Genomic DNA, 12,440 nt, shown 5'->3' with positions numbered 1-12,440 from the left:
TCTGAATGCCGCCTAGGCTCGGTCGAACATTCCGGTCTTGACTTCGAATCGCCGAATCAGGTCGGGGAGTGCGCGCGAGCATCGTGATGGAGGCAGAGGGCATGAAGTCGGCGGTGCGCTCATCGTTCTGGGTGGTCGCCGTTGCGGTGACCGCAATCGCTGGATGCTCGCTCCCTCCGGGCTCAGCCGAAGAGCCGCGTGCACCCGCGACCGTCCGGGAGGTGGCAGATCCGGATGCCGCACGGGAATTTCCCGCGGCTGCGGCGGTCGACTACCAGTTGGGTGGTGCTTATCCTCCGCCCGCGGGTGTCGGGGTGGTGGTCCGGGACAGCACCGCCCAACCCGCTCCCGGTGTCTACAACATCTGCTACGTGAATGGGTTCCAGACGCAGCCAGCGGAACGCGAGCTGTGGCTGCGCGATCGCCGTGACATGATCCTGTTCGGCGACGACGGGCTTCCGGTCGTCGACGAGGAATGGCCGGACGAGCTCATCGTCGACACCTCGACGGCGGACAAGCGGCGGCGGCTGACCGAAATCGAGGACCGGACGATCAAGTCATGTTCGGCGGCGGGGTTCGACGCCGTGGAGATCGACAATCTGGATTCCTACAGCCGCTCGGATGGAGCGCTCACGGCTGAGGACAACCTGGCATTCGCGGCAGAACTCGCACGAGTCGCACACGGCGCTGGCCTGCTCATCGGACAGAAGAACGCCGCAGAGCTGAGCAGCCGGGCCAAGGAACAAGCAGGCTTCGATTTCGCCGTGGCCGAGGAGTGCTTGCAGTACGACGAATGCGGCGATTACACCGCCGTTTACGATGATCGAGTCATCGGCATCGAGTACACGGACACTCTTGCGGAACCACCAGTGGAGACGTGTGCCCGGCCGGATCGACTGAAGGCTACGGTGATCCGCGATCGGCAGCTCGTCGCGATCGGCGACGAGGGGTACTTCTACTTCCAGTGCTGACCACCGCTCGTCACCGAGCACTAGGTGCTACCGTGAGTCTCTTGGGCTGCTGTGGCTGCCGAAAAGACTCACGGCCCCGAGCTGGACCTGGCGCTACGGCTGATCGAAGCTTCCGGACTTGAGCTTGCCGATGAAGCGGTTCCATAACCCACGGTCGAATGCGAGGATCGGGCCGCTGCCGTGTTGCTTGGAGTCGCGGACTCCGGCCACGTCGGGGGTCGAAGCGACCTCTACGCAAGCGTTCTCGCCCTGAGAGCAGGTGGACTTTCTCCAACTGGTTGCTGACGCCACTTCGACGCAGGCGTTCGCCTCGTTGCTGTAGGTGCTTTTGCGCCAGCGGGCGCTCGTGAAGTCTGGCGCGGCCATGCCGTGACTCCTTGTCTCTAACTCCAATGCTCCCGGAGTTCCATGATCTGCTGGACCGAAGACTCCGGGCTGAGCGCTCTTTCCGTCAGGCGCTCGAAAGCCAGCGTATATACTTGGATCTCTGCGTCATCCTCCAAGTAGACGCCGTCGTGCAGATTCTCCAGGTACACGCCCTGGACGTCGTCCGGTCCGGAAGTCACCAGGTGGTAAGCGCATCCGAGCCCGGGATAGGCGCCCACGTCGATCGGAAGGAGTTGGAGGGTCACGTTGGGCAGCTCGTTCCGGGTCAGCAGGTGCTCAAGCTGGTTTCGCATGACCTCGGAGCCGCCGATCGGCAGGCGCAGGGCCGACTCGTGGACGATCGCGTGGTAGCCCAGCGGGCTTTCCGCGTCCAGTCTGGCTTGACGTTCCTGGCGAAGCTGCCGACGTGCGTTCAGCAGTTCTTCGTGCGAGCCCTTGACTGCTTCTCGGAGGATCGCCTCGTAGTACTCGGCGGTTTGCAGAAGTCCGGGCACGAGATGGATCTCGAATATTTGCAGGCGCGTCGCCACTTCCTCGACTTCGAGGTAGTCCTCGAAGTCCCCTCGAACCGCGTCGGGTGCGTAGGTGTTCCACCAGCCGGTCTCAAGCGAAGCGACCGCCAGTTGGACCAAGCCGTCGCGTTCTGCTTCTTCGACGCCGAGCACTGTGCCGATGGCGATGATCTCGGCGGGGCCCGCGATGGTGTCGGCGCGTTCGTAGCGGCTGAGCTTGGGCACCGACCAGTGGAGCGGTTTGGCTACTTCTTCCTGCGTCGCGCCCTTCGATCTGCGCCAATCGCGTAGCGTGCGAGCAACTCTTCGCTGCCGGACGTTCGCGACTTTCTGTGCCACCCGACACCTCCGTTGACATCCGTTGCCGTTGATCAGCCGATACGCCGTGCGCAGCCTACCGTGCGTCTGTTCGGCGGATCGTGTGAACGGCTTACCTGATCGAGTGCCGCTCGTTGCTGCGATGAAAATTATCGATCACGATAGTTTTTGTGATCTGCGGCGGGGACTGCGCTGTTGGCGACATCGCTTCAAATGCGCCAGTTCGAACTCGTTTCGCAGCAGTTGGAGAAGGAAGGTCGAGCATGGGTCGGTTTCAGGTTGCTGCGTGGGTCAGGATCGAGGACTGCTCGATGGACTACGCGGTCTTCGGCGAGGAGGTGGAGTTCCACGTCGGCGGGCAGTTGGAGGGGATGGACATCGTCTTCACTGAGCCGGGTCTGGAAAGGCTTGTGACGCAAGGGGAACGTGCTCTCCGCGAGCTTCGGGCGAATCAGGGCGACGTCGGGAAGTGACCGCTGTTGCGGGGACGTGGGCGGGAATGGTCGGTGGTCCGGCGGTTTCCGCTCATGACTCGTGCGGGGCACTGGATCGGGGGTTTCGGGCGGCGGGGTGAGTGGGCCGGGGTGACTCTGAGGTCGTCGTGTTGGGAACCGTGTGGCGGTCATTCGTGCCGTGTTGGCTGCCCTGTGGAGGAGACCACGCATGAGCGGTGTGCAGCCGGGCTCCGATCGTGTCGCGCACTTGTGGCCCGTCGACGACCTCGACGGGCTCGCCTTCGATCCGTTCCTCACCAGGCTCCTCGCCGAGGAGCCGGTCGCCCGGATCCGGCTCCGCTTCGGCGAGGGCGACGCTTGGCTGGTCACCCGGTACGAGGACGTCAGGGGCGTCGCCTCGCATCCCGGGTTCAGCCGTGCCGCCACCGTCGATCGGCCCGTCACCAGCATGACTCCGCACGTCGTCGGGCTCCCCGGCGGTATCGGACGTACCGATCCACCCGATCACGCCCGCCTGCGGCGGCTGCTCTCGCAGAACTTCACCCCGCGCCGCGTGGAAACGATCCGGCCGCGCGCGGAGCGGATCGCGGATGAGCTGCTCCAGCGCGTGGCCGTGCAAGGCCCACCCGCAGACCTCGTCGGCTCTTTCACCGGACCACTGTCCACGCAGGTCATCGGCGAACTCATGGGCGTGCCTCGCCTGGACTGGCCGCAGATGCATTCCTGGCGGCAGATCTTGTTGTCCAGCAAGCATTCCCGCGTCGAAGCAGACGCCGTCAAGGCCGAGCTCCGCCAGTACTTCACCGACCTCGCCGAGCGCCTTCGGAGGAAGCCGGGCGATGACGTGTTCAGCGGTCTGGTTGCTGCGCGGACGGCGGGCGAGCTCAGCCAGGCCGAGCTGATCTCCCTGGCTGTCATCCTGCAGCTCAACGGCATGGACGCGGTCCGCAACAACAGTTCGAGCATGATCTACGTGCTGCTCACCCACCCCGAGCAGCGCGCGTTGCTAGGTGATGGCTTGGTGCAGCAGGCGGTCGAAGAATTGTTCCGGTATGTGCCGCACCGCAACGGTGTCGGCCTGCCGCGCATCGCCATGGAGGACATCCGCATCGGCGACGTCACCATCGCCGAGGGCGATGCCGTGTACGTCTCCTACCTCGCGGCCAACCGCGATCCGGGGATCTTCGCCGACCCGCACCGATTGGACGTCGAACGCGCCGACAACCCGCACATCGCTTTCGGGCACGGCGCCCACTTCTGCGCCGGAGCCGCGCTCGCCCGGATGGAGGCTCTGACCATGATTTCCGGATTGCTGCGGCACTTTCCGCAACTGCGCTTGGCGTGCCGCCCCGAGGAGATGCGCTGGCGTCGCGGTACGATCAACCGCGGCCCCGAGTCCCTGCCCGTCGCCTGCTGATCCAGGCACGACGGGGTCGTGAGCGGCTACGCCGGTTCTTACCGGCTTCGCCACTCACGAGCGGCTGAGCACAAGCATTGGTGGTGCATCGCCCCTCCACTGGTTCATTGACTGCCCAAGGGCTTTCGAATTACGTTCGCCTGCAGGTGATCAACCGAGCGCGACCAACGGAGGTCCGGCGATGTGTCAGGAGTACTGTCGGCCTTCCCCACGGCTCCGGATCTCCCGCGCGCAGTTCCTGAAGCTGGTCGGGCTGGCCGCCGCCGGAGCGGCGGTCTCCGCTGGTTGCGCGAGCGGTGGCACCGGCGCGGGGTCGCCGGGCGGGCGGAAGCTGATCGACAACGTGCGGGGCTTCACGCTGACAGCGGACGGGCCGCGCGCCTTCGGCAGCCTGCTGATCGAGGCGGACGGCCGAGTCGGCGGGCTCGACGTGGGTAGCGCCGGTGGAGCGGAGCGCATCGACGGGCGCGGTCGCGTGCTGATCCCCGGCCTGCACGACGCGCACGGGCACTTCGGGCAGCTCGGTGCCAATGTCTCGCAGCTCAACCTCGCCGGGACGAAGTCCCTGCAAGAGGCGATGCAGGCGCTCAAGACCTTCGCGGCGCAGCACCCGGAACGGCAGTGGATCCTCGGGCGCGGCTGGAACGACGTGATCTGGGGACTCGGCCGGCTGCCGTCGGCGGCGGACCTGGACCCGGTGGTGCCCGACCGGCCGGTGTGGCTGATCCGGGTCGACGGGCACGCCGGGGTGGCGAACTCGGCCGCGTTGCGGCAGGTCGGCGTCACCCGCGACACCCAGACCCCGCCCGGCGGCGAGATCGTGCGCGGGGCCGAGGGCGCGCCGACCGGGGCCTTCGTCGATGCGGCGCAGGACCTCGTCGAACAGCACCTGCCGAAGCCGACGATCGAGGACATCAAGCAGAACTTCCTCGCCGCGCAGCGCAAGCTCAACGAGGTCGGGCTCACCTCGGTCGGTGATGCGGGCACCGGGGCCGCCGAACTCGCGGTGCTGCACCAGCTCGCGAACTCCGGCGAGCTGACCATCCGCACCAACTCGTTTCTGACCTACGACGCCTTCCACGAGCTCGGCGCGAAGGCGCGCACCGACTCCGTCGCCAACGACATGCTGCGCGTCCGCACCGTCAAGCTTTACATCGACGGCGCGCTCGGCAGCCACGGCGCCGCCATGCTCCGGCCCTACGACGACGATCCGGGCAACTCCGGGCTGCCGCAGCTGGACGCCGCGGAGCTGAAGAGCCGCGTTACGCAGGTGATGCGGGACGGCTTCCAGGTCGCCACGCACGCCATCGGCGACGCTGGGAACCGAATGGTGCTCGACGCCTACGAAGCGGCCATGGCCGAAGTCGGCGGCGGCATGCGGCACCGCATTGAGCACGCGCAAGTCCTTGCGGTGGAAGACATTCCGCGACTTCGGGCACGCGGCATCATCGCCTCGATGCAGCCGGTGCACGCCACCGACGACATGAACATGGCCGAGAAGCGAGTCGGACACCGCCGCATCGCGGGTGCCTACGCGTGGCGGACCATGCTCGACCAGGGCATCACCATCGCCGCCGGCTCGGATTTCCCGGTGTCCTCGGAAAATCCCTTCGACGGTCTGCACGCCGCGGTCACCCGCACCGACCGCGACGGTCAGCCCGTCGGCGGGTGGTACCCGGAGCAGTCGATGAGCCCGGAGGAGGCGTTGCGCTCGTTCACCCTCGATGCCGCGTTCGCCGCGCACCAGGAACGGGTGCTCGGCGGTCTGGAGCCGGGCAAGTGGGCGGACTTCGTCATCCTCGACCAGGACCCGCTGGACCCGCCGCCCGGCCGGGCCCGCTGGCAGACCAAGACCCTGCAGACCTGGGTGGGAGGCCGCCGCGTCGGCGAATACGGAGCGCTCTGAGCTGCCAATTTCGCGAGAAATCGCGCCGCCCCGGAGTGACGCCGAGCGTCACGCTCCGTGTCCTACCCGGCCCGTTTTCCCAGGTGGGGTGCGATTTCGCGAGAAATTTACCGTCACCCGGGTGAACGTCAATTTCTCACGAAATTGCACTCCCTCCTGGTGACAATCCTGCTGATGCGGTAGTGGGCTTACCGCAGTGGCCGGATCCAGGTGCGCCGCCGTGCGCCTAGCGTTTTGCGGCACCTGCTGCCGAGGAAAGCGGCCACGTCATGACGCAGACCGTTAGCAATTGGGTCCGGACCGGTACCGAACGTCCGTTCCCGTACGTGTTGATGTACCACTCGGTGGCTACCTATGCCCGCGATCCGTATCTGGTGACCGTCGACCCGCAGCGCTTCGACCGCCAGCTGCGCTGGTTGCGCCGCAAGGGGCTGCGCGGGGTGTCGATGCGCGAGCTGATGTGGGCGCGCCGGACCGGGAACGGACGCGGTTTGGTCGGGTTGACCTTCGACGACGGCTACACGGATTTCGTCCACAATGTACAGCCATCGTTGTTGAAGCACGGTTTCACCGCGACCGTCTTCGTGATCGCCGGGCGGCCCGGCGGGCACAACGCCTGGGACGCCGACGGCCCGCGCAAGCGGCTGTTGACCTCCGAGGAGATCCGCGAGGTCGCCGACGCGGGGATGGAGGTCGGCTCGCACGGGATGCTGCACCGGCGGATGTCCGAACTGGACAATGGCGAGCTGCTCGTGGAGGTGGCCGAGAGCCGGGAGCTGCTGGGCGAACTCACCGGCCAGGACGTCAGCGGATTCTGCTACCCGTACGGCGATGTCGACCTGCGGGTGATGAACACGGTCGAGGCGGCCGGGTACGACTACGCCTGCGCGATCTGGCGTTCGCCGCTGTCCAGCCGGCACGCCCTGCCGCGCACCTACGTGGGGGACCGGGACGGCTCGCTGCGACTGCTGGCCAAGCGACTGCGCCACGAGCTGAAGATCAAGCGCTAGGTGGCTCGTTCGAGAACCGCCGATTTCGCGCGAAATCGCCGCTTGCCACGCCTGCAAGGTGACGATTTCGCGCGAAATCGCCGTGCCTCCGCGCCGCCGGACGGGACTGATCCGCGGGCCTCGTCAGGATTCGGTAAGCGAGCTCCCCCCGCTGTGGGAGAACCGGTCGGTAACAAGGTGCGAGAGTGCTTTGAGCACGGCGAACTGGGGGAGGAACCGTGACTGAACATCCGCTTGCGTTGGCGGTCAACGGCCGGGAACGCCTGTTGGCGGACCGGCTGATCGCGTTCGAGCCGAGGCTGCCCGAACGCACCGAATCGGTGGTCGTCGTCGGGTTGGGCTACGTGGGACTGCCCACCGCGTGCGCGCTGCAGTCGCCGACGGCGCGGGTCATCGGCTTCGACATCAGCGAGGACCGCTTGCAAGCCATCAAGGCCGGCGAGGTGGACATGCCCGAGCTGGAGCGGCGCGCGTTGGCTGCTTCACTGGCCGCGGGCGACCTGCAGCTGACCTGCGATCCGTCGGTGCTCGCCGGCGCGGACGCGGTGATCGTGTGCGTGCCGACGCCGGTCGACACCGCGCACCAGCCGGACCTGACCGCCTTGCGGGCGGCCTGCGAGACCGTGGTCTCGTTCGCCCGCCGAGGTCAGACGATCATCCTGACCTCGACGACGTTCGCGGGCACCACCCGGCAGCTGCTGGTCGAGCCGCTGGAGCAGCGGGGCATGCGGGTGGGCACCGACGTGCACGTCGCGTTCAGCCCGGAGCGCATTGACCCCGGCAACTTCGACCACGTGCAACGGGAGACCCCGCGCGTCGTCGGAGGCGTCACGCCGCGGTGCGCCGACCGGGCCGCCGAGGTCGTGTCGCGGATGACCGATTCGGTGTACCTGGTGAGCTCGCCGGAGGCCGCCGAGCTCACCAAGCTCTACGAGAACATCTTCCGCGCGGTGAACCTGGCGCTGGCCAACGAGATGGCCGACGCGTGCTCGGCGCTCGGCCTGGACCCGATCGAGGTGACCATCGCGGCCGGGACCAAGCCGTACGGGTTCCTGGGTAGCTTCCCGGGGCCCGGCGTTGGTGGGCACTGCATCCCGTGCGACCCGTACTACCTGCTGTGGCAGCTGCGGCGGGAGGGCGTTTCGGCGCCGCTCATCGAGCAGGCGATGCGCTCGATCGACCAGCGGCCAGGCCAGGTGGTGCAGCGCGTGGTGGAGATGCTCGCCGCCGCGGGCATCGACCACTCCGGGGCCCGGGTGGTGGTCGCCGGGGTCAGCTACAAGGCGGGTGTGCGGGACCTCCGCGAGTCCCCGGCGCTGCCGATCCTCGCCGGGCTGCGCCGGATCGGGATCGACGTGCACTACTTCGACCCGCTGCTGTCGGAGATCACCCTGGCCGACGGCACCCGGATGGTCAGCGAGCCGGCGCCGCGCGGCCGGGACTGGGACGTCACCGTGCTGCACACCCTGCACCCCGGCGTCGACTACGGCTGGGCGCGAAACTGCCCGCGGGTTCTCGACGCGACCTACCAGTTCGACGCCGTGCCGCACCGGCGCGTGCTGTGACGGGGGTGGCGCCGATGCTCCCATTCGACACGTCCACGCCCGCGGTGGTGTTCAAACTCGATCCGAACGTCATGCACCACGGCGGGCTCGGGGTGATCCGCAGCCTCGGCCGGGCCGGGGTGCCGGTGTACGCCGTGCAGGAGGATTCCCTGGCCCCGGCGGCGCATTCCCGCTACCTGCGCGGGCGTTGGCTGTGGAGCCCGGATCCGGCGGAGACCGACCGGATCCGCGACGGGCTCGCGGAGCTGGCCGATCGGATCGGCCGGCCGTCGGTGCTGATCCCTACCGACGACGCGGCCGCGATCTTCCTGGCCGAGCACGGTGATCCGCTGCGGCCGTTCTTCCGGTTCGCCCAGCCGGCCCGCGATCTCCCGCGCCAGCTGGCCGGGAAGTACTCGATGTTCCAGCTGTGCCGCCAACTGGATGTACCTTGCGCAGAGGCGACGCTGGTCGGCGCGTGGGACGAGGCGTTGGAATTCGCGGCCGAGGTGGGGTATCCGCTGGTGGCGAAGCTTTCCGCGCCGTGGCTCGGGACGCCGGGCGGGGTGCGCAGCACCACGATCGTCGGCGATGAGGAGGAGCTGGCCGAGCTCTACGGCCGCTGCGGGGACGCCGCCGTCGGCGGCCTGATGCTGCAGGAGTTCATCCCGGGCGGGCCGGGCGACGACTGGTTCTTCCACGGCTACTGCGACGCCGCGTCGGTGTGTCGCCCGGCCTTCACCGGCGTCAAGGAACGCTCCTATCCCGCGCACGCGGGGCTGACCAGTCTCGGGCGCTGCGTGGAGAACGAGGCGCTGCTGAAGGAATCCGCGAAACTGCTGGAACAGTTGGCGTTCAGCGGCATCGTGGACCTCGATTTCCGTTGGGACGCCCGCGACCGGCGCTACAAGCTGCTGGACTTCAATCCGCGGCTGGGCGCCCAGTTCCGGTTGTTCCGCGACGACGCGGGCGTGGACGTCGCGCTCGCGTCCTACCTGGACCTCACGGGGCAAGAGGTCCCGGAGGGTCGGCAGCCGGTCGGCAGGCGGTTCCTGGTGGAGAACTACGACCCGATCGCGGCCCTGGGGTACTTGCGGCGCGGCGAATTGGGGTTGCGGTCCTGGGTGTCGTCGGTGCGCGGCGCGCACGAGACCGCCTGGTTCGCCCGCGACGACCTGCTGCCGTTCGTCCTGATGTGCCTCTGGATGGTCTGCCGCGCGGTTGCCCGGCCGTGGCCGTTGCACCGCCGCACCCGCCATCCGGAGCTCGCCGAGCCCCAGTACGTCCCGGGGCGCAACCACGCCCTGGGGAAACCGACCAGACGCCGCCGCAAGCGGCTGTTCGAGGAGTGCAGATGAGCGATCTCGTTGACGTTGCCATCGTTGGTGCCGGGCCATACGGCCTGTCGCTGGCCGCGCACCTGCGCCGGGCCGGCCTGTCCTACCGGCAGTTCGGGTTGCCGATGAACCTGTGGCGCGCCCACATGCCGCGCGGCATGTACCTGAAGTCGCAGGGCTTCGCCTCGAACCTGTCCGACCCGGATGGCACGCACACGCTGCGCAACTTCTGCCTGGAGACCGGGCGCCGCTACGCGGACTACGGCGTGCCGGTGTCGCTGGAGAACTTCGTCGACTACGGCGAGTGGTTCCAGCAGGGCCGCGGCCTGGACGTGGAGGAGGAGCTGGTCGCCGACATCGAGCAGCGGCCGGGCCGGTTCGAGCTGACGTTGAGCAGCGGGGAGCGCGTCGAGGCGAGCCAGGTGGTCGTCGCGGTCGGCGTCGAGTACTTCGCGCGGATCCCGGGAGTGTTCTCCGAACTGCCCGCCGAGCTTTGCACGCACAGCTCGGTGCACGACGACCTGAGCTCCTTCGACGGTCAGGACGTGATCGTCGTGGGCGCCGGGCAGTCCGCGCTGGAGACTGCGGCGCTGCTGCACGAGAACGGCGCCAACGCGCGGCTGGTGGCGCGCGCGCCAAGCATCGCGTGGAACGGGAAGCCGCTGCTACCGGATCGTCCGCTGTGGAGCCGGATGCGTGAGCCGGAGGCCGGGCTCGGTTCGGGGCTGTCCACCTGGTTCTACTCCGAGCACCCGAAGGTGTTCCGGCACCTGCCCAGGGCAACCAGGATCTACCGGGCGCGCACCGCGCTCGGGCCAGCCGGGGGCTGGTGGCTGCGCGAGCGGGTCGAGGGCCGCTTCCCGGTGCACGTCGGGCACCGGCTGGACTGGGCCAAGGCCACCGGCGACCAGGTGCGGCTCGGGGTGCGCGTCGGCGGCGAGGTCCGCGCGTTCACCGCGGACCACGTCATCTGCGCCACCGGCTACCCGCCGGAGATCACCCGGCTGCCGATGCTGTCGGCCGGGCTGCGGTCGGCCATCCGCACGATCGACGGAACGCCGCGCGTCGGCAAGGACTTCGAGTCGTCGGTGCCGGGCCTGTACTTCGCCGGGCCGCTGGTGGCGCCGAGCCACGGGCCGGTCATGCGGTTCGTCTACGGCGCCGACTACGCGGTTCGGATGATGACCGCCCGGATCGACGCGACCACGGCGCGGCCGGTGGTCGTCGGGGGTGCCGGATGAGCGTGACCGATCCCGCCGTGGCGCAGCTGTGGCCGCTTGCCGCGAGCGGCCACGGGCTGCGGGTGTCGCGGCAGGTCGGGGGCTGGGTGCTGCCAGCGGTCGACATCGCGGTGCTGGTGGTGCTGATCCCGGTGGTCGGCGTGCACTGGCTGCTCGGTGCGGGGTTCGCGCTGGCGGTGCTGGTGGTGCTGGCCGCGCAGGGCCAGCACCGGCTGCGGATCTGCCTGCGGGTGTCGGACCAGCTGCCGCAGCTCGCGGTCGCGGCCGGTGCACCGCTGGTGGTGCTGCTGCCATGGCACTCCGGCGATGCGCTGCTCCTGATGGGCGCTTCGGGGTTGGCCGGCCTGCTCGTGGCTCGCGGTGGCTTGTACTCGGTGCTGCGCGGCGGCTATCGGCGCGGGCTGCTGAACGAGCCGACGCTGATCGTCGGATCCGACGCGCCGGCCGGGGAAATCGCCGAGCTGGCGGCCGAGCATCCCGAGTTCGGGCTGCGGCCCCGGTTGCTCGCCCAGCCGAGCGGGCTGGCGGAAATCCTCGCCACGCAGCGCATCACGCGGGTGATCGTGTGCGCAGAAGACGCGTACCTGGTTACCCTGATCCGCGCTTGCCGCCCGCTGCCGGCGGATGTCTGCGTTGTGCCCCGGCTGCACGAGCTGGGCATGGCGCTGCCGCGCGCCAGCATGGACGAGATCTGGGGCGTGCCGCTGATCCCGCTGCGCCGCTTCGGCCACAGCCGGGCGGGTGCGCTGGTCAAGCGCGCCTCCGACGTAGTCCTCAGTGGACTGATGTTGTTCGTGTCGGGACCGCTGCTGCTCGCACTGGCCGCGCTGGTCGCGCTCAGCGGTGGCGGCAGGACGTTCTTCCGCCAGCTGCGCGTGACGCGGACCGGGCGGACCAGCGAGGTCGTCAAGCTCCGCACCGTCAACGGCGATCTGGGGGAGCACTGGTCGGTGACCGCCGACCAGTGCACCGCGCTCGGACGTTGGCTGCGCGGCACGCACCTCGACGAGCTGCCGCAGCTGGTCAACGTGCTGCGCGGCGACATGTCGCTGGTGGGGCCCCGCCCGGAGCGGCCGTACTACGCGGTGCGGTTCGGACGGGAGATCCCGCGCTACGCCGACCGGCACCGGATGCGCGGCGGAATGACCGGCTGGGCGCAGGTGCAAGGCCTGCACGGCGACACGTCCATCCCGGACCGCGCGCGGTTCGACAACCAGTACATCGAGTACTGGTCGCCGTGGTGGGACGCCGTGATCGTGGCGCGCACGGCCGCGATCGTCCTGCGGGCGGCCGGAACCCGACGCCAACGCCCGCGCCGCTGCGAGAAATGACTCGGAAGACC

General features: G+C 68.7%; 11 protein-coding genes. 9 read left to right on the top strand and 2 right to left on the bottom strand.

Annotated features, from left to right (window positions below; genetic code table 11):
* Positions 1 to 68 precede the first annotated feature (68 nt).
* Positions 69 to 971: an endo alpha-1,4 polygalactosaminidase gene (locus ACRXBZ_RS04075; protein ID WP_433877852.1), complete on the top strand. Its 903-nt coding sequence runs from the start codon at positions 69 to 71 to the stop codon at positions 969 to 971.
* Positions 972 to 1,064: 93 nt separating this feature from the next.
* Here the strand turns inward: ACRXBZ_RS04075 and ACRXBZ_RS04070 are convergent, their stop codons facing one another.
* A complete protein-coding gene (locus tag ACRXBZ_RS04070; RefSeq protein WP_433877851.1) occupies positions 1,065 to 1,337 on the bottom strand; it encodes a DUF397 domain-containing protein in 273 nt (90 codons plus the stop codon).
* A gap of 17 nt (positions 1,338 to 1,354) precedes the next feature.
* Positions 1,355 to 2,209, bottom strand: a complete 855-nt coding sequence (locus ACRXBZ_RS04065; protein WP_433877850.1) for a helix-turn-helix domain-containing protein — start codon at positions 2,207 to 2,209, stop codon at positions 1,355 to 1,357.
* 242 nt (positions 2,210 to 2,451) lie between these two features.
* Here ACRXBZ_RS04065 and ACRXBZ_RS04060 point away from each other — a divergent pair, with 242 nt between their 5' ends.
* From ACRXBZ_RS04060 to ACRXBZ_RS04025, 8 genes are all read left to right on the top strand, one after another.
* Positions 2,452 to 2,661, top strand: a complete 210-nt coding sequence (locus ACRXBZ_RS04060) for a hypothetical protein (protein ID WP_433877849.1) — start codon at positions 2,452 to 2,454, stop codon at positions 2,659 to 2,661.
* Between the two features lie 190 nt (positions 2,662 to 2,851).
* The gene (locus tag ACRXBZ_RS04055) at positions 2,852 to 4,060 is read left to right on the top strand and encodes a cytochrome P450 (protein ID WP_433877848.1); all 1,209 of its coding nucleotides are present in this window, start codon (positions 2,852 to 2,854) and stop codon (positions 4,058 to 4,060) included.
* Positions 4,061 to 4,241: 181 nt separating this feature from the next.
* A complete protein-coding gene (locus tag ACRXBZ_RS04050; protein WP_433877847.1) occupies positions 4,242 to 5,966 on the top strand; it encodes an amidohydrolase in 1,725 nt (574 codons plus the stop codon).
* A gap of 269 nt (positions 5,967 to 6,235) precedes the next feature.
* Positions 6,236 to 6,976 carry a polysaccharide deacetylase family protein gene (locus ACRXBZ_RS04045; RefSeq protein ID WP_433877846.1) on the top strand — a complete coding sequence of 247 codons (741 nt, stop codon included), beginning with the start codon at positions 6,236 to 6,238 and terminating at the stop codon, positions 6,974 to 6,976.
* 218 nt (positions 6,977 to 7,194) lie between these two features.
* The gene (locus tag ACRXBZ_RS04040) at positions 7,195 to 8,541 is read left to right on the top strand and encodes a nucleotide sugar dehydrogenase (protein WP_433877845.1); all 1,347 of its coding nucleotides are present in this window, start codon (positions 7,195 to 7,197) and stop codon (positions 8,539 to 8,541) included.
* Between the two features lie 14 nt (positions 8,542 to 8,555).
* Positions 8,556 to 9,878 carry a carboxylate--amine ligase gene (locus ACRXBZ_RS04035; protein WP_433877844.1) on the top strand — a complete coding sequence of 441 codons (1,323 nt, stop codon included), beginning with the start codon at positions 8,556 to 8,558 and terminating at the stop codon, positions 9,876 to 9,878.
* Positions 9,875 to 11,098 (top strand): NAD(P)-binding domain-containing protein, encoded by a 1,224-nt coding sequence (locus tag ACRXBZ_RS04030; RefSeq protein ID WP_433877843.1) that lies wholly within the window; start codon positions 9,875 to 9,877, stop codon positions 11,096 to 11,098. The genes ACRXBZ_RS04035 and ACRXBZ_RS04030 overlap by 4 nt, the downstream gene beginning before the upstream one ends.
* Positions 11,095 to 12,429 (top strand): sugar transferase, encoded by a 1,335-nt coding sequence (locus ACRXBZ_RS04025; RefSeq protein WP_433877842.1) that lies wholly within the window; start codon positions 11,095 to 11,097, stop codon positions 12,427 to 12,429. The genes ACRXBZ_RS04030 and ACRXBZ_RS04025 overlap by 4 nt, the downstream gene beginning before the upstream one ends.
* Positions 12,430 to 12,440 lie beyond the last annotated feature (11 nt).

This window comes from Saccharopolyspora hattusasensis, assembly GCF_050972075.1.
Classification (GTDB): Bacteria; Actinomycetota; Actinomycetes; order Mycobacteriales; family Pseudonocardiaceae; genus Saccharopolyspora; species Saccharopolyspora hattusasensis.
This window is presented reverse-complemented; position numbering and strand designations above follow the sequence as displayed.

What these genes read in the sequence shown, in the direction of transcription:
- ACRXBZ_RS04060 (WP_433877849.1), top strand. Translation starts at nt 2,452, where the DNA reads ATGGGTCGGTTTCAGGTTGCTGCGTGGGTCAGGATCGAGGACTGCTCG.
- ACRXBZ_RS04035 (WP_433877844.1), top strand. Translation starts at nt 8,556, where the DNA reads ATGCTCCCATTCGACACGTCCACGCCCGCGGTGGTGTTCAAACTCGAT.
- ACRXBZ_RS04070 (WP_433877851.1), bottom strand. Translation starts at nt 1,337, where the DNA reads ATGGCCGCGCCAGACTTCACGAGCGCCCGCTGGCGCAAAAGCACCTAC.
- ACRXBZ_RS04055 (WP_433877848.1), top strand. Translation starts at nt 2,852, where the DNA reads ATGAGCGGTGTGCAGCCGGGCTCCGATCGTGTCGCGCACTTGTGGCCC.
- ACRXBZ_RS04045 (WP_433877846.1), top strand. Translation starts at nt 6,236, where the DNA reads ATGACGCAGACCGTTAGCAATTGGGTCCGGACCGGTACCGAACGTCCG.
- ACRXBZ_RS04025 (WP_433877842.1), top strand. Translation starts at nt 11,095, where the DNA reads ATGAGCGTGACCGATCCCGCCGTGGCGCAGCTGTGGCCGCTTGCCGCG.
- ACRXBZ_RS04030 (WP_433877843.1), top strand. Translation starts at nt 9,875, where the DNA reads ATGAGCGATCTCGTTGACGTTGCCATCGTTGGTGCCGGGCCATACGGC.
- ACRXBZ_RS04050 (WP_433877847.1), top strand. Translation starts at nt 4,242, where the DNA reads ATGTGTCAGGAGTACTGTCGGCCTTCCCCACGGCTCCGGATCTCCCGC.